General features: G+C 70.7%; 15 protein-coding genes. 8 read left to right on the top strand and 7 right to left on the bottom strand.

Features of this window, described 5'->3' with window-relative positions; all coding sequences use genetic code 11:
* Positions 1-17: 17 nt before the first annotated feature.
* The gene (locus tag P8T65_RS05415; protein WP_184902347.1) at positions 18-902 is read right to left on the bottom strand and encodes a LysR family transcriptional regulator; all 885 of its coding nucleotides are present in this window, start codon (positions 900-902) and stop codon (positions 18-20) included.
* A gap of 147 nt (positions 903-1,049) precedes the next feature.
* Here P8T65_RS05415 and P8T65_RS05410 point away from each other — a divergent pair, with 147 nt between their 5' ends.
* The 6 genes from P8T65_RS05410 (at position 1,050) to P8T65_RS05385 (ending at position 7,446) form a co-directional block, all read left to right on the top strand.
* Positions 1,050-1,721 (top strand): succinate dehydrogenase, encoded by a 672-nt coding sequence (locus P8T65_RS05410; RefSeq protein ID WP_316731486.1) that lies wholly within the window; start codon positions 1,050-1,052, stop codon positions 1,719-1,721.
* Positions 1,722-1,723: 2 nt separating this feature from the next.
* Complete coding sequence (locus P8T65_RS05405) at positions 1,724-3,682, top strand: fumarate reductase/succinate dehydrogenase flavoprotein subunit (protein WP_316724245.1); 1,959 nt, start codon at positions 1,724-1,726, stop codon at positions 3,680-3,682.
* The gene (locus P8T65_RS05400; protein ID WP_316724244.1) at positions 3,679-4,428 is read left to right on the top strand and encodes a succinate dehydrogenase/fumarate reductase iron-sulfur subunit; all 750 of its coding nucleotides are present in this window, start codon (positions 3,679-3,681) and stop codon (positions 4,426-4,428) included. Before P8T65_RS05405 ends, P8T65_RS05400 begins: the two co-directional genes overlap by 4 nt.
* A gap of 197 nt (positions 4,429-4,625) precedes the next feature.
* Positions 4,626-5,651 (top strand): hypothetical protein, encoded by a 1,026-nt coding sequence (locus P8T65_RS05395; RefSeq protein ID WP_316724243.1) that lies wholly within the window; start codon positions 4,626-4,628, stop codon positions 5,649-5,651.
* Positions 5,652-5,807: 156 nt separating this feature from the next.
* Positions 5,808-6,578, top strand: coding sequence for a GNAT family N-acyltransferase (locus P8T65_RS05390; protein WP_316724242.1), 771 nt, complete (start codon positions 5,808-5,810; stop codon positions 6,576-6,578).
* Positions 6,579-6,582: 4 nt separating this feature from the next.
* Positions 6,583-7,446 carry a lysophospholipid acyltransferase family protein gene (locus P8T65_RS05385; protein WP_316724241.1) on the top strand — a complete coding sequence of 288 codons (864 nt, stop codon included), beginning with the start codon at positions 6,583-6,585 and terminating at the stop codon, positions 7,444-7,446.
* Here the strand turns inward: P8T65_RS05385 and P8T65_RS05380 are convergent.
* From P8T65_RS05380 to P8T65_RS05355, 6 genes are all read right to left on the bottom strand, one after another.
* Entirely contained in the window at positions 7,410-8,420 is a 1,011-nt protein-coding gene (locus P8T65_RS05380; protein WP_316724240.1) for an LLM class flavin-dependent oxidoreductase, read from the bottom strand. The genes P8T65_RS05385 and P8T65_RS05380 overlap by 37 nt on opposite strands.
* A gap of 234 nt (positions 8,421-8,654) precedes the next feature.
* Positions 8,655-13,853 (bottom strand): family 43 glycosylhydrolase, encoded by a 5,199-nt coding sequence (locus P8T65_RS05375; RefSeq protein ID WP_316724239.1) that lies wholly within the window; start codon positions 13,851-13,853, stop codon positions 8,655-8,657.
* Between the two features lie 247 nt (positions 13,854-14,100).
* Positions 14,101-15,060 carry a GNAT family N-acetyltransferase gene (locus tag P8T65_RS05370; protein ID WP_316724238.1) on the bottom strand — a complete coding sequence of 320 codons (960 nt, stop codon included), beginning with the start codon at positions 15,058-15,060 and terminating at the stop codon, positions 14,101-14,103.
* A gap of 263 nt (positions 15,061-15,323) precedes the next feature.
* Positions 15,324-16,046: an FAD:protein FMN transferase gene (locus P8T65_RS05365; RefSeq protein WP_316724237.1), complete on the bottom strand. Its 723-nt coding sequence runs from the start codon at positions 16,044-16,046 to the stop codon at positions 15,324-15,326.
* 4 nt (positions 16,047-16,050) lie between these two features.
* Positions 16,051-16,779, bottom strand: coding sequence for an FMN-binding protein (locus tag P8T65_RS05360; protein ID WP_316724236.1), 729 nt, complete (start codon positions 16,777-16,779; stop codon positions 16,051-16,053).
* Positions 16,780-16,806: 27 nt separating this feature from the next.
* Positions 16,807-18,150 (bottom strand): ferredoxin reductase family protein, encoded by a 1,344-nt coding sequence (locus P8T65_RS05355; protein WP_316724235.1) that lies wholly within the window; start codon positions 18,148-18,150, stop codon positions 16,807-16,809.
* A gap of 147 nt (positions 18,151-18,297) precedes the next feature.
* On the opposite strand from P8T65_RS05355, the gene P8T65_RS05350 reads away from it, so the two are divergent.
* Both P8T65_RS05350 and P8T65_RS05345 read left to right on the top strand, forming a co-directional pair.
* Positions 18,298-18,987 (top strand): response regulator transcription factor, encoded by a 690-nt coding sequence (locus tag P8T65_RS05350; RefSeq protein ID WP_316724234.1) that lies wholly within the window; start codon positions 18,298-18,300, stop codon positions 18,985-18,987.
* The gene (locus P8T65_RS05345) at positions 18,984-20,444 is read left to right on the top strand and encodes a HAMP domain-containing sensor histidine kinase (protein ID WP_316724233.1); all 1,461 of its coding nucleotides are present in this window, start codon (positions 18,984-18,986) and stop codon (positions 20,442-20,444) included. The genes P8T65_RS05350 and P8T65_RS05345 overlap by 4 nt, the downstream gene beginning before the upstream one ends.
* Positions 20,445-20,457: the final 13 nt, after the last annotated feature.

Genomic DNA, 20,457 nt, shown 5'->3' with positions numbered 1-20,457 from the left:
GGCACCACCGCACCCGCTCACCGCTCGACCAACATCCGCTGCAACTCCCGCGCGGCCCGAGGCGGAGCCACATCGCTGCGGTGGGCCAGGGCGATCGTGCGGTGGAGGCCGGGCCGGGCCAGCGGGGTGACCCTGAGGCCCCGCCCGGAGCGCGTGGCGACCATGCGGGGGACGACGGCCACCCCGAGGCCCGCCCGGACGAAGCCGAGGACTGCGTCCATTTCCCCGCCCTCGACCGCGAAGTCCGGCTCGAACCCCGCGGAGCGGCACGCGGCGACGGTGAGTTCCCGCAGGTCGTAGCCGTGCCGGAACATGACCAGACGCTCGCCCTCCAGATCGGGGACGCGCACGGTACGGCGGCCGTTGCCGGGCCTGGGCGCGTCGGGGGAGGAGACCACCACCAGGTCCTCGCGCAGCAGTTCCACCGTGGTGAGCGCGGGGGAGGGCGTGGGCAGTGGGAGGACCACCAGCGCCAGATCCAGCGCGCCGCGCGCGAGCTGGCGTACGAGGTCGTGGGAGCCGCCCTCCTCGATCAGCAGCCGGATGCCGGGATAGCGGTCGTGGAAGGCGCGCAGCACGTCCGGGAGCAGGCCGGTGCACAGGCTCGGCGTCGCGCCCAGCCGGACCCGGCCCCGCCGCAGCTGTGCCAGCTCCTGCACCTCGTGCCGGGCGGTGTCCGTGTCGGCGAGGATGCGCCGGGCCAGCGGCAGCAGCGCCTCGCCGGCGTCGGTCAGCGTGATGTTGCCACGAGCCCGCTGGAAGAGGTCGGCCCCCAACTCCCTCTCCAGCGCCTTGATCTGCTGCGACAGCGACGGCTGCGCCACATGGACCAGCTCGGCGGCCCGGGTGAAATGCCGGGTCTCCGCCACCGCCACGAAGTACTGGAGCTGCTGGAACTGCATCCCTCCACGATACGGGACGATAGTTTCCGGCTATCGAAACGAGCTGTTTCATGTCTTGGACCGATGGGGTGGCGCGGTTCTAGCGTCAGGGGCATGGCTCTGGCAACGCGGACGGAACGGGCGGAACAGCAGGGACGAAAACCGCCCCTGGCGCGCTCGGTGTGGGACAGCTCCCTCGGCAAGAAGACGGTCATGGCCGTCAGCGGACTGATCATGCTGGCGTACCTGGTCGTCCACATGCTCGGCAACCTCAAGATCTTCTTCGGCTCCGACGAGTTCAACGGCTACGCGCACTGGCTGCGCACCCTCGGCGAACCGTTCCTGCACTACGAGTGGGCCCTGTGGATCGTCCGTGTGGTCCTCGTCGCCGCGGTCGTCGCCCACGCCACGGCCGCCTACCAGCTCAGCCGCCGTGACCTCCGGGCCCGGTCGACCGGTTACGTCCACAAGAAGCGCCGGGCGAGCTACGCGACGCGCACCATGCGGTGGGGCGGCGTCATCCTCGGCCTCTTCATCGTCTGGCACATCCTCGACCTGACGACCGGCACCGTCCACCCGGGCGGCTTCGAGGCCGGACACCCTTACCAGAACGTGATCGACACCTTCTCCACCTGGTACGGCAATGTCATCTACCTCGTCGCGATGCTCGCGCTCGGCCTGCACATCCGCCACGGCTTCTGGAGCGCCGCGCAGACCCTCGGCGCCGGTAGCCGCACCCGCGACCGCGCCCTGAAGACCACCGCGAACGTCCTGGCCCTGGTGCTGACCGTGGGCTTCGTCTCCGTACCCGTCGCCGTCATGACCGGAGTGGTGAACTGACCATGACCACGTCCTCCGAGTACGCGGACTATGTGACCGGTGCCCCGGTCGTCGAGGGCAAGGCGCCCGAGGGCCCGATCGCCGAGCGCTGGGACAGGCGCCGCTTCGAGGCGAAGCTGGTCAACCCCGCCAACCGCCGCAAGCACACCGTGATCGTCGTGGGTACGGGTCTGGCCGGCGGCTCGGCCGGTGCCACGCTCGCCGAACAGGGCTACCACGTCGTCCAGTTCTGCTACCAGGACTCCCCGCGTCGCGCCCACTCGATCGCCGCCCAGGGCGGCATCAACGCCGCCAAGAACTACCGCAACGACGGCGACTCCGTCCACCGGCTGTTCTACGACACCGTCAAGGGCGGCGACTTCCGGGCGCGGGAGTCGAACGTCCACCGCCTCGCCCAGATCTCCGTCGAGATCATCGACCAGTGCGTGGCACAGGGGGTGCCGTTCGCCCGGGAGTACGGAGGTCTGCTCGACACCCGCTCCTTCGGCGGCGTCCAGGTGTCCAGGACCTTCTACGCCCGGGGGCAGACGGGACAGCAACTGCTGCTCGGCGCCTACCAGGCCCTCAGCCGGCAGATCGCCGCCGGAAACGTGGAGATGCACCCCCGCACCGAGATGCTCGACCTGATCGTCGTCGACGGGCGGGCACGCGGGATCGTCGCGCGGGATCTGATCACGGGGAAGATCGACACGTACTTCGCCGACGCCGTGGTGCTCGCGAGCGGCGGGTACGGCAACGTCTTCTATCTGTCGACCAACGCCATGAACTCCAACGCGACCGCCGTGTGGCGGGCGCACCGGCGGGGCGCGTTGTTCGCCAACCCGTGCTTCACCCAGATCCATCCGACGTGCATCCCGCGCACCGGCGACCACCAGTCGAAACTGACGCTGATGAGCGAGTCGCTGCGCAACGACGGCCGGATCTGGGTGCCGAAGGCCCAGGGCGACACCCGTCCGGCGAACAAGATTCCCGAGGACGAGCGCGACTACTACCTGGAGCGGATCTACCCCTCCTTCGGCAACCTCGTCCCCCGTGACATCGCCTCCCGGGCCGCGAAGAACGTCTGCGACGAGGGCCGCGGGGTCGGCCCCGGCGGGCAGGGCGTCTACCTGGACTTCGCCGACGCCATCGCGCGGATGGGGCGCAGGGCCGTGGAGGCCAAGTACGGCAACCTCTTCGACATGTACCAGCGGATCACCGACGAGGATCCCTACGAGGTGCCGATGCGGATCTACCCGGCCGTGCACTACACGATGGGCGGACTGTGGGTCGACTACGACCTCCAGACCACCGTCCCCGGCCTGTTCGCGATCGGGGAGGCCAACTTCTCCGACCACGGGGCCAACCGGCTCGGCGCGTCCGCGCTGATGCAGGGCCTCGCCGACGGGTACTTCGTGCTCCCGGCCACCATCAACGACTATCTCGCCCGGCACCCGAGCCAGGGCGGCATCGACCGCGAACACCCCGTCGTGCAGGAGGCGCTGGCCGAGACGGAGGACCGGCTGAACCTGTTGCTCTCCGTCGACGGCGACCGTACGCCCGACTCCTTCCACCGTGAACTCGGCGAGCTGATGTGGGAGTTCTGCGGCATGGCCCGCACCGACGGCGGCCTGCGCAAGGCCCTGGAGCGGATCCCGCAGATCCGTGAGGAGTTCTGGCGGCGGATCAAGGTGCCGGGGACCGGCGAGGAGTTCAACCAGTCGCTGGAGAAGGCCAACCGGATCGTCGACTACCTCGAACTCGCCGAGCTGATGTGCCTCGACGCGCTGCACCGGAGCGAGTCGTGCGGCGGTCACTTCCGCGAGGAGTCCCAGACGGCCGACGGCGAGGCGGAGCGCCGGGACGAGGAGTTCTCGTACGCCGCCGCCTGGGAGTTCACGGGGACCGGCTCGGCTCCCGTCCTGCACAAGGAAGACCTCGTCTTCGAGTACGTCCATCCCACCCAGCGGAGCTACGCATGAGGCTCACCCTGCGCGTATGGCGGCAGCAGAACGCCGACGCAGACGGCGCCATGTCCACGTACGAGGTGGACGACATCTCGCCCGACATGTCCTTCCTGGAGATGCTCGACACGCTCAACGAGGAACTCATCCTGCGGGGCGAGGACCCGGTGGCCTTCGACCACGACTGCCGGGAGGGCATCTGCGGGGCGTGCTCGCTGGTCATCAACGGGGACGCGCACGGGCCGGAGCGGACGACGACCTGTCAGCTGCACATGCGGTCCTTCTCGGACGGCGACACGATCGATGTGGAGCCGTGGCGGGCGTCGGCGTTCCCGGTGGTCAAGGACCTGGTCGTCGACCGGTCCGCGTTCGACCGGATCATCCAGGCCGGCGGATACATCACGGCGCCGACCGGGGCCGCGCCGGAGGCGCACGCCACGGCGGTGCCCAGGCCGGACGCGGACTTCGCGTTCGAGCACGCGGAGTGCATCGGGTGCGGGGCGTGTGTGGCCGCGTGTCCCAACGGGGCGGCGATGCTGTTCACCTCGGCCAAGATCAACCATCTGAACGTGCTGCCGCAGGGGGCGCCCGAGCGGGAGACACGGGTGCTGGACATGGTCGCGCGGATGGATGACGAGGGGTTCGGGGGGTGCACGTTGGCCGGTGAGTGCGCCACGGCTTGTCCCAAGGGGATCCCTCTGGTGTCGATCACGAGCATGAACAAGGAGTGGTTGAGGGCCACGAGGAAGGCCGGGAAGCGGTAGCGCCGTCGGGTGCCTGTTGATTGCGGGGTGCGCGTGCTCTGTGGCTGAGCGCGCCCACGCGGCGGAGCCGCACATCGGCACAGCCCCGTGCCCCTTCGGGGGCGCTGAACGTTCGCCGAATCGTGCGGACGGGCGGGGTCGGGAGTGGTGCTCAGTCCCGGCCCCGTCTGGATTTTCTGTGTAGGTAGGCTGCGCTCATGATGTTCGGGCGGAGGGGGAGGCAGCGGTTCCTGGAGGCCGTCGCCGGCTTCGACGCCGCTGTGCGGGAGCGCGACGGCGCCCGGATCCAGCGCGCGTACCAGGAGATGCACCGGCGGTTCGAGGGCGCGGCGGAGCACGAGATCGCCCAGGCGGCGCCCCGGCTGGTCGCGTTGCTGCCGGAGCTGCCCGCCGGGCCCGACACCATGGTCGCCATCGTGATCGGCGCCTGCGTCGAACGGGGCGCCGACCCGGCCGACTGCGCGCCGGCGATCTTCCACGGGCTCGACTGGGCGCTCGGCGCCGCGGGGAAGTTCTGCGAGCGCTGGTCGGCCACCGGCGGCGGTGACTTCCCCGAACCCGACCACGGGGACCCCGACCCCTCGATCGTCGAACGGGTCGGCATGGAGGCGGCCCTCGGCTGGTGGCTGCTCTCGCGCTGGGAGATGGCGGCCGTCGCCCTGCTCAACCGTCCCGCCGTACGGACCGGCCTCGGCGCCGTGACCCGCGCACGGGTGTTCCGGGCGCTGCGGACCGTGGAGCAGGCGTCCGGGCACGACTTCAAGTGCCTCGCGTACGCCCTGCTCGTGCTCGACGACGAGCCGCTGGTGGTGCTGCACCGGCCCAGCGGCACCGGGTACGCGATGCGGATGAGCGGCATCGGGGACAACTTCCAGCTCCACACCCTGCTCGCCGGGGTGCTCGTCGGCGGTGGGCACGTCGACGGGCGGGCGCCGTCCGAGAGGGAGGTCGCCGTCTGCCGGGACGCGCCCGGCCAGGTACCGACGACCGGGGCCTTCAACCTCGTCACACCCGGCGGAGAGTGGGTGTGGAACGAGGGCACCCCCAGCGACATCCCCGTCGTCGACGGCGTACGGCTGCTGGTGCTCGATCCACCGCCGTACGAGCGGACCTGGCCCGCCGGGCGGTTCTTCCCCCGGATGACGGGCGAACTCGTCCTGGAGCGGGTCCTCGACGCCGATGAAACCCGCGCGTGGCTCGGGGGTTGCGCCCCGGCCAGGTGACGTCCACCGGGACCGTTCCGTTCAGCAAGCGCACATCCAGGCTCCCGCGACCGGACACGCGCGTGTCAGCCGGTGTCGGAAGAACTGGGGCGGCGGACCGCACGTCCCCAGGTCCGCCTCTGACGCCGCCGAGTCGGCCCGTGACCGGGAGAAGCCATGACCGCCTCCACACTCGACAGCCCGCCCCAGTCGGCCACCCCCACCCGCTACATCGTCACCCTGGCCGGCAGCGAGGAGGACGTCCGCGCCGCGCAGCGGCTGCGGCACGAGGTGTTCGCCGGGGAGATGGGCGCCCTGCTGGCGTCGCCGCAGCCGGGACTGGACGTCGACCCCTTCGACGCCTACTGCGACCACCTGCTCGTCCGGGACACCCTCACCGGACAGGTTGTCGGCACCTACCGGCTGCTGCCGCCCGAGCGGGCCGCCGTCGCCGGACGGCTGTACTCGGAGGGCGAGTTCGACCTCGGCGGGCTCGACGCGATCCGCCCCTCGCTGGTGGAGGTCGGCCGCTCCTGCGTCCACCCCGACCACCGCGACGGCGCCGTGATCAGCCTGATCTGGGCAGGGATCGCCCGCTACATGGTCCAGGGCGGCCACGAGTGGCTGGCCGGCTGCTGCTCCGTCCCGCTCGGCGACGGCGGGGCGCTCGCGGCGGGCACCTGGGACCGGGTGCGGACCAGGAACCTCGCGCCGGAGGAGTACCGGGTACGGCCGCTGCTGCCCTGGGTCCCCAAGGACGAGGCCCCGCAAGGCCGTACCGAGCTGCCGCCGCTGCTGCGCGGCTATCTGCGGCTCGGCGCCTGGGTCTGCGGCGAGCCCGCGCACGACCCGGACTTCGGCGTCGCCGACCTCTACGTGCTGCTGTCGATGCGCCGGGTCGACGCCCGCTACCTGCGCCACTTCCTCTCCCTCGTCCCGGCGGCGTGACCCGGTGAGTGTCTGGCTGCCGAGCGCGCCCTGCACCCCCGGGGCCTGCGTGGAGACGAGGACGTCCCGCGCCGCCGTGCCCCGGGCCGCCGTCCGGTTCGCGGCGGTCGTGGCCCTGGTCCTCGTCGGGGTGCTGGTGAGCCTGGTCGGCCTGCGGCCCCCGGCCGGAGCCGTACGGCGATGGTCCCGGTGGGTCGTGCGGGCGTCGGGGGTGCGGGTACGGATCTCCGGCGCCGCCCCGCCCACCGGCGGGCTTCTCCTCGTCGCCAACCACGTCTCCTGGCTGGACGTACCACTGCTCGGCGCGGTACGCCCGGCGCGGATGCTCGCCAAGGCGGACATACGGGCGTGGCCGGTCGCGGGCGCTCTCGTGGCACGCAGCGGGGTGCTGTTCATCGAACGGGACCGCATCCGCGCGCTGCCGGACACGGTCACCCGTATTGCCGACGCCCTGCGCGGTGGCGCGGCCGTCGTCGCCTTCCCCGAGGGCAGCACCTGGTGCGGCCGTGGGCAGGGACGCTTCCGGCGGGCCGTGTTCCAGGCCGCGCTCGACGCCGACGTGCCCGTACAGCCGGTCCGCGTCCGCTACCGGCTCGCCCGGGGCGGACCGAGCACGACGCCCGCCTACGTCGGGGACGACTCGCTGCTCGCCTCCGTGTGGCGGGTGGTGACGGCACGTGACGTCGTCGCCGAGGTGGACGTACGGCCCGTCGTCCGCCCGGCCGACCATCTCGACCGGCGGGCGCTGGCGGGGGCCGCGCAGACGGCGGTGATCGACATGGCGGCCATGGTCGCGCACGTGCCCGAAGTGGGCGGCGGGTGCCTGCCTGCTCAGCCGAGTCCCGCGATCCGGGCCAGCCTGGTGTAGGAGTCCAGCAGCGCCTCGCGGTCGTACGTGCTGGTCGTCACCAGGACCTCCTGGGCGCCCGTCTCCTTGATCAACGACTCCAGCTCGTGCGCCACCTGCTCCTGGGTGCCGTACACCTGACCGGTCAGCCCGGCCTCGTAGAAGCCCCGCTCCCTGGCTGTCATCGTCCGCCGCTCGACCTCCTCCGCCGGGGCGAGCGGCGGGAACGTGCCATGGGTGCGGGAGTGGGCCATGGCCCAGGCCTCGGGGAGCAGGATCCGGTGCGCCTCCTCCGGGGTGGCGGCGACGGCGATCGTGCCGGAGACGACGACGTACGGCTCCTCGGCCCACGCGGACGGACGGAAGCCCGCGCGGTAGCGGTCGATGCCGCGCCGCATCCGCTCGCGGTCGCGGAGGTCGCCGATCACCATCGGCAGGCCCGCCCGGGCGGCGATGTCGGCGCCCTCGCCCATCGCGAGCACGAACGGGGGGACGGTCAGGCCCTCCGACGGGCGGGCGTGCACGCCGGTCGGGGAGGTGCCCCGGAACCAGGAGAGCAGCTCCTCCAGCTGGCCCGCGAAGTCGTCGGCGTCGTCCTTGTCCCGGCCCAGCGCCCGGCGTACGCCGTCCGTGAAGCCGACGGACCGGCCGAGGCCCATGTCGATCCGGCCCGGGAACAGGGACGCGAGGACACCGAACTGCTCCGCGACGATCAGGGGGCGGTGGTTGGGGAGCATGACGCCTCCGGTGCCCACGCGGATGGTGCGGGTGGCGGCGGCCACGGCGGCGGCCAGGACGGTGGGGGCGGAGCCGGCCACTCCGGGGACGCCGTGGTGTTCCGACACCCAGAAGCGGTGGAATCCGAGCCGTTCCGCGTCCTTTGCCAGCCGGACGGTGTCCCGCAGGGCCTCGGGGGTGGGGTGGTTCTCGCGGGTGCGGGAGCGGTCGAGGACGGAGAAGCGGGTGGAGGCGGTGGAGGGGAGGGCCGGGGTCATATGGGGTTCAACGTTCTGGGGGTGGTGGGATTCCCGGCGGGTGCGGGTGCGTCGTGGCTGGTCGCGCAGTTCCCCGCGCCCCTTGAAAGCATGGGCTGAGCCCGGGTTGCACAGGGGCGCGAGAAGCCACGACGCACCCGCAGCCGACCACGCACCTCTCACACCCCACACAAGACCGAGCCGCGCCCGGAAAAACCGGACGCGGCTCGCTCCAGGTGTCGCCAGGACAACGGGTCACTTGCGACCGATCGTGATCCCCTTCGTCTTCGCGGCCGACTTGTTCTCGTAGACGACCGCCCCCGTGGACTTCTTCCAGATCTTGATCTTGAAGGTGTCCGGGCCGTCCGTGGCCGTGATGCGGAAGGCGTACCCGGTCTTCCCGTTGACCGTGCCGGAGCCCTGGTAGACCGCCTTCGAGCCGGTGACGACCAGCCAGTCCGAGCCCGTGGAGCGGAACTTCAGCCTGGCCTTGGCGAAGTCGAGCGCGGCCTTCCCGGACGGCTTGGTGGCGTTCTTGCCGTACTTGGCGGTGAAGGAGAAGCCGGCCGTGCCGGTCAGCTTCGGGCCCGCCGGGAAGGCCCCGGCCGACGAGGTGAAGCTGCCCTTTCCGGTCGCGGAACCCGCGGCCCGGTCGTAGACGATCAGCGCGGGGAGCGCGCTGCGCGCCGAGGCGCCGTCGTCGTCGGTGACGGTGATCACCGGGCGGAAGATGCCGGCCTTGCGGTAGGTGTGCTCCGCCTTGCAGACACCGAGGGAGATCTTGCCGGCGGTGGGCTTGGTGCCGTCCTTCCAGTCGACCTTGCAGGTGTGGGTGTCGCGGGTGCCCGGGTCGGTGAACTTCGCCGTGACCGAGGTGCCCTTGCCCGCCGCCACCGGGGACTTGGGGCCGGTCGCGGAGGTGATCTTCGGGGCCGCGTTGGTGACGGTCACCTTCGCCGTGTCGCTGCTGCGGCCGCCGGTCAGGGTGACCTCGTACGTGCCGTTGTCGACGCAGGTGACCGTGGTCTTCGCGGACTTGGCGTCGGCGAAGACGCAGGGCACGTCGTTGCCGATCGTCCACTGGGCGGTGCCCGCGCCGGAGACCGTGCCGTTCAGCTGGATCTTGGCGCCCTCCTTGCCGGAGGCGTCCGCGCCGGCCCGGGCGATGGTGACCGGGTCGATGCTCTCCAGGGTCGGGACGACCTTCTTCAGCAGGCCGTCGGCGTCGAACTCCAGCTTGTCGATGGTGGTTTCGCGGTGGGTGCCGTCACCGCCGGGGATGGCGAAGCGGTGGTAGGCGATGTACCAGTCGTCGGTGTTCGGGACGTGGACCACCGAGTGGTGGCCGGGGCCCTTGATGCCGAGCGAGAGGTCCTTCTCCAGGATCACGCCCTGCTTGGTCCAGGGACCGGTGGGTGAGGAGCCGGTGGCGTAGGCGACCCGGTAGTTCTCGTCGCGGGTGTCGTTCTCCGACCACATGAAGTAGTAGGTGCCCTTGCGCTTGATGACGAAGGTGCCCTCGTTGTAGCCGCTCGGCGTGATGTCGGTGACCTTCGAGGCGTCGAACGACACCATGTCGTCGTTCAGCGGGACCGCATAGGCGCGGCCGTTGCCCCAGTAGAGGTACGACTTTCCGTCGTCGTCCGTGAAGACGGCCGGGTCGATCATCTGGCCGGGGAGGGCGCCGGCCTTCAGCAGCGGCTTGCCGAGCGCGTCCTTGAACGGGCCGGTGGGCGAGTCGGAGACCGCGACACCGATGTTCGCGTCGGCGCAGAAGTAGAAGTAGTACTTGCCGTTCTTCTCCTCCATGGCCGGCGCCCAGGCCCTGCTGTCCGCCCAGGAGACGTCCGGACCGAGGTCCAGGATGACGCCGTGGTCGGTCCAGTTGACCAGGTCCTTGGAGGAGTACGCCTTGAACTGCGTACCGCTCCAGCCCTCGAAGCCGTCGGTGGTCGGGTAGATGTAGAAGGTGTCGCCGAAGCGGACGATGTTCGGGTCGGCGTTGAGACCCGGCAGGACCGGGCTCTTCATGACCGCCGCCGACACGGTCCAGGTGCGCTTCTTCCCGTCCGAGCCCGTGACCTCGTAGGTCACCGGCTTGCTGAAGTCGCGCAGAGTGCCGGAGGCGGGGCTGACGCTCGCGCCGTGGGCCAGGGTGAACTCCGGTGCCAGGGCGGTGACATCACTGCCCGGGGTGAGCGGCAGGACGACCCTGCTGTCCCTGTCGGTGATGATCGCGTCGGTCTTGAGCGCCGGGTGGGTCACCGCGGCGATGCCGGTGGTGTTGCCGCCCAGCTCCAGGACCTCGGCGGGCGTCAGGGCCCGGTTGTAGATCCGGAAGTCGTCGACCTCGCCGCCGAAGTACGGGTCGGGGGAGTACAGGGACTTGCCGATGTAGCCGGAGTGGTCCTTCGCGGAGTCGTACAGGTCGGACGGTTTGATGGTGACCCCGCCGACCCGGGCGACCTCGGCGCCGTCCACGTACAGGACGGCCGTCTCGGTCGCGCCGTTCAGGGTGACGGTGAGGTGCTTCCACTCGCCCGGGGTGAGCCGGGAGCCGCCGATCATCTGCTTCTCACCGGACCAGGTGGCCTTGGTGATCGCGGAGAACAGCTTGCCGCTGCCGTTGGAGGGCGTGGCGAACAGGTACTTGTCGCTGTCTGGGCCGAGCCCGAACAGCCACTGGAAGTTGTCGCCGCCCTTCCACTTCACGTACGTGGAGACGGTGACGCTGTTCGTGTCCTTCAGGACGCCGTTCGGGATCTTGACGTACGGCGAGCCGGAGCCGCTGTTGCCGCCGGACATCTTGAACGAGCCGCCGTCCACGCCGGTCCCGAAGTCGGGCGTGCGGACGTAGGTGCCGTGGTAGCCGTGGCCGCTGGAGTCACGGGCGATGCTGCCGCCGGTCTCGTCGAAGTCGTAGCGCAGCAGCAGGTCGGCGGGAACGTCGGGGCCCTCGGCGGAGACCGTGACCTCCGCGGTGACCTCGATCGCCGAGTCGCCCGCGATGTCGCCCTTCACCGTGAAGGTGCCGGCCTGCGCGTACTGCGACGCGTCCACGGTCTCCCAGGTGACTGCGACGGGACGCTTCACACCGTCCGCCGACTCGGCGATGACGGTGGCCGGCAGGACCGGGGCGTCACCGACACGCGTCTCGACCTTCACGTCCTCGACGTCGGTGATGATCTGGTCCGGCTGGTAGGTCTGCAGCAGCCGGTCGTACTCGGCCTGGGTCACCGGCAGCACGGTGCCGTGCCGGGGCTTGGACGGCAGGTCGTAGCCGGTGGACGGGGTCCAGACGCCGGAGGCCAGGTCCGTCGTCTCGAAGGGGATGTAGCCGCGCCCGCCGAACTCGTCCAGGAACGCGTACCACTTCTCCTCGGTGTTCGACTTGAACACCAGCGGGCCCTCGGCTGCGCTCATCTCGCCCTTGCCGATGCCCTCGGCGACCGCGGTCCAGGAGAGGTTGCGCAGCGTGTCGCTCTTCTCCTCGAAGATGAACTTGCTGTTGGGCGTGGAGGAGCTGTTGTTCCGCTCGTCCTTGGAGAGGCGGAAGTACTCGCCGTCGTGCCGGATGACCGTGGAGTCGATGACCGAGTAGCCGCGATCGATCCAGACCTTGGGCTCGCTGAACGTGTAGAAGTCACGGGTCGTCGCGTACATCATGCGGTTGTACGTGTCGCCGGAGTGGGCCTCGTTGTCGTACAGCTTGGACGCCCAGAACACGACGTACTCGCCGCGCTCCTCGTCGTAATAGGCCTCCGGGGCCCAGGTGTTGCCGGCCGAGTCGGGGGAGACCTTCACCAGGCGCTGGTTCGTCCAGTTCACCAGGTCGGTCGACTCCCAGACCATGATGGACTTGCTGCCGGTGCGCTGCGAGGCGTCCCAGTCGCCGTTGCCGTAGATCTTGAGGTCGGTGGCGATCTGGTAGAACTTGTCGCCCTCGGGAGAGCGGATGATGAACGGGTCGCGCAGACCCTTCTCGCCCAGCGTGGACGTCAGGACCGGCTTGCCGTCGTTCAACTCCCGCCACTTCAGCGGGTCGTTGCCCTTGCTGAGGGCCGCGTAGAGCTGCTCGCCGTCCGAGGTGCCCTCGCCGGTGAAGTAGCTGAACATATAGCCCTTGAGGGCTTCCTTCTTCGGCAGCTCCGGCACCTTCGCGGTGAAGGACCGGGTCTTCTTCGCGTCGCCCTTGGTGACGGTCGCGGTCAGCTCGACGGTGGTGGCGCCGTCGCCGTCTTCGGGACGCTTCACCACGCCCTCGGCGGAGACGACGTCCGGGTTCGCGGAGGACCAGGACACCTTCGTGGCGAAGTCGCCGGACGTCGGGAGCGTCAGGTTCCCGCGTGCGTCGTCGATGTTGTGGACGGTCAGCGCCTCGGTGGCCTGCTCGACGGCGGTCGTGTCGTCGAAGGCGGGCAGGACCGTGACCTCGAAGGTCTTGGTGGCGCTCGCGGGGCCCTTCTTCAGGGTCGCCGTCAGCGTGGCGTGGCCGTCCGGCTGACCGGCCGCCGGGCGGGTCACCGCGCCGGAGTTCGAGACCACGTCCGTGTTGTCGCTCGCCCAGGTGATGGTCGAGCCGCCGGCCGCGCCGGTCTTCGGCAGGTCCAGGTCGGCGGTCACCGCGCTGGTGTCACCCAGGGTGAGGGCCGCCTTGTCGGCGGCGACGCCCTCCGCGGCGATCGGGAGCGAGAGCTGCTCGACCTCGGAGCCGGCGAGGGCCCGGTCGTAGACCCGGAAGTCACGGATCTTGCCCTTGAAGAGCTTGTCGCCGGTGTAGACCGACTTGCCGATGTTGTTGGCGGTCGTCGTGCCCGAGCCGATGGAACCCGGGGTTGTGGTGACCGAGGTGTTGCGGCCGACCTCCACGCCGTCCTCGTACAGCACGCCCGTGGTGCCGGTCTGGGTGTAGGTGAGCTGCTTCCACACCGAACGGGTCAGGTTGTGCGAGTCGGAGGGCCGGGTGTTCTGCTCGGTGGACCAGTTGCCGGACGCGATGGCGGTGCGCAGGGAGTTGCCGGTGGCGAAGAGGTAGCCGTTGCCCGTGCCGTTGCTGCTGTTGCCGAAGCCGTAGATGAAGTACGGCCCGGACTGCGACTCGTCCATCAGTACGTCCATGGAGACGCTGATCGAGTTCATGCCCTTCATGACGTCGTTCGGCACCTTGATGTAGGTGTCCGAACCGTTGAAGGCGAGACCCTGACCGTTGCCCGTCCAGCCGGCGGTGCCGTTCACCGTGCCGTCACGGCCGTTGCCGGAGGCGTCGGTGACCGTGGTGCCCGTGGTGGCGTCGAGTTTGTACCAGAGGGCCAGACCGTCGGTGAGGTCGGAGTCGTCCGCGGTGGCCGGGGCGGCGGGCCCGGCGAGGCCCAGAAGCAGTGACGCGGCGGTCAGTCCGGCGAGCGGACCCGCCCAGCGTCTCGCGCGGCCGCGCAGACGTGCGATGTACGTCATGTGGAGTATCCCTGCTGAGAGCACGGCTGATGAAGAGGTGGCGAAGACAACGGGATGGCACGTGGGAGGGGTCGGGAAAGGGCGGGAACCCTCGCCCCGGGTGTCCCGCTGTTTCGGCCGTGTGACGTCGTGTTGCGAGAGTGTCAATCGGCGTGTGGTGAGGCGTCAAGAGGTTTCGAACAATGTCCGACAGGCCGAACGAAGAGCCCCCGTCCTCGATGGAGAACGGGGGCGCTGGGGGCGGTGCTTACCGGACGGGGCGTATCAATTCCCACGTGTCGACCGCGAAGTCCCGCTGCATACCGTGCCGTTCGTACAGGGCGAGGGCTCCGGTGCTGTTGTCGGTGTCGATGCCGAGGCTGACGCGGTCGCGGCCCAGGGCCGCGTAGTGGCCGAAGGTGTGGCGGAGCAGCAGGCTGCCGAGGCCGCGGCCGCGCGCCTCGCGCAGGACGCCGATGCTGGAGATCCAGGCCGCGGCGGAACGGTCGTTGCGGGACCGCAGGCCCGCCACGTCCCCGAGGCCGTCGACGTGGGCGATCCAGACCAGCGACCAGTCGACGTTCTCGGCGTCGATGTCGTCCAGCCACTGCTCGTACGTGCGCGGCTGGAAGTCGAAGTGGTCGGTGAAGGCCGTCTGCAGCAGCAGGTGCGCCTTCCTGCGGTCGTCCTCGGTGGCACAGGTGCGCAGGGTGACGCCGGGAGGCGGCGTCGGCAGGGGCTCGGCGGGGGAGAGGGGCCGGGCCATGACGTTGTAGCGGCGGACCGTGCGCCAGCCGCGTCCGCGCAGCGCGTCCAGGTCCATCGTGGGCGTGATGTTGAGGTGCATGTGCACGACGGCCCGGTCCGCGCCGTTGGCCGCCGCGCGCTCCGCCGCCCGGGCCTCCATCAGGTCGAACAGGTGCAGCGCGCCGAGGGGTTGGTCCGGCAGCGTGTAGTGGTCCATGTCGATGCGCTCACCGCCGGACTCGTCCCACTGCAGGCCGTACGCGAGCAGGCGGTCCCCTTCGAACAGCAGCCAGGAGTCCCGCTCCAGGTCCGCCTCCGGATGCTTCAGATCCGCCTGCACCTCGACGAGTTCGGTCTCGGCACGGCCGATCTCCAGCAGGTCGATCTCGTTGAGCAGCGCGCACACGGCCTCGGCGTCGTCGAGCGTCGCCGGGCGTACGGTCAGGCCGGGTGGGAGGGGGGTGGGGTGGGTCGTGGTCATGGGGGCCACTGTCCGGGGGCGGGGACACGGCCGCAACGGGATTTCTGCGGACGGGCGTCCGGTGGGTCGGCGCGAGAGGTGCTCTCCACCGGGGCGTGGCGGGGGGTGGGGCGCTTGTCGGCGCTGACAGGGTGCCGCTGGGCCCGTGGCAGCCGGGGCCGGCCCTTCAAGGGGCGCGGGGAACTGCGCGATCAGCCATGTACTGGCCGCAGTCGCCGAACTACCCGCACCCCGAGCTATCAGGCGCCCTCACACCCGCACCCTCACGCGGCCACCGGCAACCCCGGCGTCCGGAACACCCTTTGGCGGGCATCGACCGCGAACACCTCGCACCCCTCCCTCGACGCGGCCCACTCGATCCCCTCCGCGCCCATCGCGAACGCCGCCGTCGCCGTCGCGTCGGCCTGGGTGAGGGTCGGCGCCACCACCGTGAGGCTGAGCAGGCCCGTCGCCGGGCGACCGGTGCGGCCGTCGAGGATGTGGTCGCCGCGCTCGTACCGGGCGGACGTGGCGACCGCGCCGTCCGCGACCGACAGGACCGTACAGAGGCGGTCCGCCCGCTCCGGGTGGCGCACCCCCACCCGCCACGGCCCGCCGGTCGCCGCCACGTCGCCTCCCGCGTTCAGGCACAGGCGCTTCGCGCCCAGCCCGGTCAGCATCTCCGCCGCCCGCTGCACGGCCCAGCCCTTCACCATGGCGCAGGGGTCGAGCCCGCGCCCCGGCAGCCGTACGTCGAACGCGCCGCCCGTCGACACCCGGTACTCCTCGCACAGAGCGAGGACCTCGGTCAGGTCCGGGCTCAGCTCGTGCGGTGCCAGCTCGCCCCGGTCCAGCCGCGACACCTCGCTGTCGGCGCGGAAGGGGCTGAAGCGCGCGTCGACCTCGCGCAGCCAGGCGAACGCCGGCTCAGCCGCCTCGGCGGTGGCCTCCTCGTCCTCGATCAGCAGCGAGATCGGGAACCCCATGATGTGTTCGACGCGGCGCACCGGCTCAGGCCTTCGCGTCGATGGCGGCCTGGAGGGACTCCCGGTAGCCGTCGCTGGTGATGGTGGCGCCGGAGACGGTGTCGATGTCGGCGCTCTGCGCCGCCAGGGTCTCCTTGATCAGTACCGGTACGGCGGCCTCGGTCTGCGGGTGGTTCGGCTGCTTCAGCATCTCCACGGCGGTGATCTTCTCGCCCTCGAAGGTCACCTGGACCTGGACGTCGCCCTTGGAGGTGCCGACCGTCGAGCCCGCGACGGTCCGGCTCGCGCTCTCCTTCGTGGCCTCGGAGTCGCCCGAGGCCGATTCGTCCGAGGCCGAGTCGGACGACGAGGCCGACTTCGCGTTCTCGTCGATCACGGCCTGGAGGGACTCCCGGTAGGCGTCACTGGTGATCGTGGCGCCCGAGACCGTGTCGATGTCGGCGCTCTGCGCCTGGAGCGTCTCCTCGATCAGCACCGGCACCGCGGCCTCGGTCTGCGGATGGTCCGGCTGCTGGAGGAACTTCACGGCGGTGATCTTCTCGCCCCGGAAGGTCGCCTGGACCTGGACGGGTCCCTTCTCGGTGTCGATCGTCGGGCCCGTGACCACGGTGGAGCCCGACGACGTGGACGCGGAGGCCGACGGGGCGGGTTCGGCGGTCGTCGTCGTGGACGTCGTGTCGGTCGAGGGGGCGTAACGCCAGACGGGCACCAGCGCGGCGGCGCTCAGGACCAGGGCGGGTATGGCTCGTTTCACAGTGCTGTCCTCGTGTCCCGGTGTCCCTCAGCCGGCCAGGCTGAAGCGTTCGAAGTGGATCTGCGGCTTGGGCACGTCCAGCTCGCGCAGGCTGCCCAGGACCGCGTTCATCATCGGCGGCGGCCCGCACAGGAACACGTCCCGGACGGCGATGTCGGGCACCATCCGCAGCAGCTCGCGCGGGGCGAGCAGATCGGGGCTGGCGGGACCGGAGACCAGGTGCAGCTCGGCGCCCTTGTCGAACGCGAGCCGCTGCAGCTCGTCGTAGAGGACCGCGTCCTGCTGGGTGGCGACCCGGTAGATGACCACCGCGTGCCCCTCGATCTCCTCCAGCAGGGCCCGGATCGGGGTGACACCGACACCGCCGGCGATGAGCACGGACTCGGGCCGGGTGCGGTGCATCGCGGTGAAGGCGCCGTAGGGGCCCTCGGCGAAGACGCGGGTGCCGACCTTGACGTGGCGCAGGGCGGCGGAGCCCGCGCCGGCCGCCTTGGCGGTGAGCCGCAGCTGGGTGCCGTCCGGCGCGGCCGACAGCGAGAACGGGTTGGCCTGCCACCAGCGGTCACGGGTCAGGAACCGCCACAGGAAGAACTGGCCGGCCCGGGCGGGCATCCGGTGCAGGTCGCGGCCGGTCATGTAGATCGAGACGACGTTGTCGGCCTCGGGGACGACCGCCGTGACGCGGAGCTGGTGACGCCAGTTGCGCCACAGCGGGAGCACAAGACGGCCCACGAACACCGAGGTCAGGGCCACGCCCCAGAGCCCGTACCAGTAGGCCGTCGCGACCTTCGACGACGCGAACGACGTCCCCGCCGCGACCTGGTGCGTGAAGGCCAGCACCACCGCGACGTAGGTGTACAGATGGATGAAGTGCCAGGTCTCGTAGGCCAGCCTGCGGCGGGCGAAGCGGGCCGAGACCACGCCGATCACGATGATGATGCCGAGCGCGACGATCGAGCGCAGCACGCCCTCGACGGTCTCGGCGAGGTCCACCAGCTGGCTGAGCGGGTCCAGGTCCGAGGACTGGGCGTAGCCGAAGGTGATGAACACCCCGTGCGCGACCAGCAGCCACAGCACCGAGAAGCCGGTCCAGCGGTGCCAGGAGGTCAGCCGGTCCATGCCGATGCGCCGGTCGAACCAGGGCAGCCGTGCCACCAGCACCAGCTGGAAGGCCATCAGCAGTGCACCGTACAGACCGGCCAGGCGGCCCAGCACGATGAGGGCGTTCGAGGCGAAGCCCGCCTGCACGAAGAAGAAGGTCACCAGTGCGACGTTCGCCGCCAGCACCGCGTACAGACCGGTGCGGGCGACCACTTTGGGGCGCGCTCCCGAGCGGCTGACCGCCGCTGGGGGGTGTTGGACAGTGGTCACGGGGAGACTCCTTGATCGAGTGGGGGATACGAGCTTCTCCGGTGGCTGCTGTCGTTTTGCTGTCGGACAACTTTCAAGTATTTATCGATCGGCCGCCTGACTGTGAGCGGCTATGGCGGGACGCGATCGGTAGCGCAGTATGAGCACGTGGAAAAAGTGCGACTGCTCGTGGTGGACGACGACCCGCCGATCGCGGACCTGGTGGCCACCGTCGCCCGCTACGAGGGCTGGGACGCCGTCACGGCGCACTCCGGGGAGGAGGCGCTGCGACAGGCGGCCGAGTTCCGTCCCGACATCGTGGTGCTGGACCTCATGCTGCCCGGTGTGGACGGTTTCGGCGTGCTGGACCGGCTCCGCCGATCCGGGATGATGGTGCCCGTGGTGTTCCTGACCGCCCGCGACGGTGTCGCCGACCGGGTCGCCGGCCTCACCCGGGGCGGCGACGACTACCTGGTGAAACCGTTCGCCGTGGAGGAGCTGATGGCCCGGCTGCGCACCGTGCTGCGCCGCAGCGCCGGGCCGGCCTTCCAGCGGTCGGTGCTCCAGGTCGCCGACCTGACGATGGACGAGGACACCCGCGAGGTCCGCCGCGGCGACAAGCTGCTCACCCTCACGCCCACCGAGTACGAGGTCCTGCGCTACCTCATGCGCAAGTCCCCGACGGTCCTCACCAAGGCGCAGATCCTCGACCACGTCTGGGAGTACGGCTTCGGCGGCCGCTCCAACGTCGTCGAGCTGGTCGTCAGCCGACTGCGCCGCAAGCTCGACGACACCGGCGAACCGCTGATCCACACCGTCCGGGGATTCGGCTACGTCCTGCGGCAGGCCAGCGAGTGATCGCCCGATTCCGGCAGAGCTATCGCGACATGCGCCTCGGCACCCGGCTGGCCCTCGGCCTCGGCGCCCTGGCGCTCGTCGTGTTCGCCGTCGTCGGCAACACGCTGACCATGTACATGCGCGACTATCTGTCCGCGCAGCTCAACGAGCAGCTCAAGATCGCCCAGATAGCCCAGTCCAAGAGCATCGCGGACGACGGCACCCTCGCCGGGAAGAAGTACTACCGCTGGTACTACGCCGTGTACGACACCTCGGGCGGCACCCCGGTCCTCCGGAAGCCCGAGGACCCCGGCGACCTGCCCGACGACATCGACGACTTCACCCTCGTGGCCAAGGCATTGACCATCGAGGACACGGAGGTCACCCGCACCGAGCACATCGAGGGCCACGGCCAGTACCGGCTGCGGGCCTGCGAGGTGGAGCCCGGGGTGGTCCTGGTCAGCGCCGCGCCCATGGACGTCATCGATGACACGGTCGGCCGGCTGATCACCGTCCAGGTCGTCACCTTCGCCCTCGCCCTGATGGCGCTCGTCGTCTTCGGCCGGGCCATGCTGCGGCGCGGGCTGAAACCCCTGAGCGACATGGCGCACACCGCCCGCGGCATCACCTCGCACGACCTGACGGACTCGGCACGGCTGCCGGTGCGCCACGACAACCGCGACGGCGGCCACGAGGTCGAGGAGCTGCGCACCGCCTTCAACACCATGCTGGAGCACATCGACGACGCGCTCGCCGTGCGCACCGAGGCCGAACAACGCCTGCGCCGCTTCGTCGCCGACGCCTCCCACGAACTGCGCACCCCGCTGATGTCGGTCCGCGGCTACGCCGACCTCTTCCAGTACGCCGCCGCCCACAGCCCCGAGGAACGCGACAAGCACCTGGCCCGGCTGCGCGCCGAGGCGGCCCGGATGGGTGTCCTCCTGGACGACCTGCTGATGCTGGCCCGTCTCGACGCGGCCGACGTGGAGACACCGCTGCGGCTGGAGGAGGCCGACCTGGTGGAACTCGTGCGTCAGGCGGCGGACGGCTTCCGGGCCGGGCACCCCGACCATCAGCTGACCGTGGCCACGGGCGCCGCGCCGGTCCGGCTGCGCCTCGACCCCCTTCGCCTGCGGCAGGTCCTCGACAACCTCCTCACCAACGCCGCCGTGCACACCCCGTCCGGTACGAAGGTCTCCCTGGAGGTCGCCGCGGCGTCCGGCACGGCCGAGGTACGGATCACCGACTCGGGGCCCGGTATCCCGGCCGACGACCAGGAGCGCGTGTTCGACCGCTTCTACCGCGTCGACAAGGCCCGCAGCCGCGACCGGGGCGGCAGCGGCCTGGGCCTCGCCGTGGCCCACTCCCTGGTCCGTGCCCACGGCGGCACCATCACCCTGACCAGCGAGCCGGGCACGACCACGTTCACGGTCCGGCTGCCCCTGGCCGGAGCGGGGGCGGAGGCCGGCACCCCCTAGGAGACCGCTGAAG

The organism is Streptomyces sp. 11x1 (genome assembly GCF_032598905.1).
GTDB lineage: Bacteria > Actinomycetota > Actinomycetes > Streptomycetales > Streptomycetaceae > Streptomyces.
The sequence above is the reverse complement of the archived record's forward strand: the minus strand, read 5'-3'. Positions and strand labels throughout refer to the sequence as shown.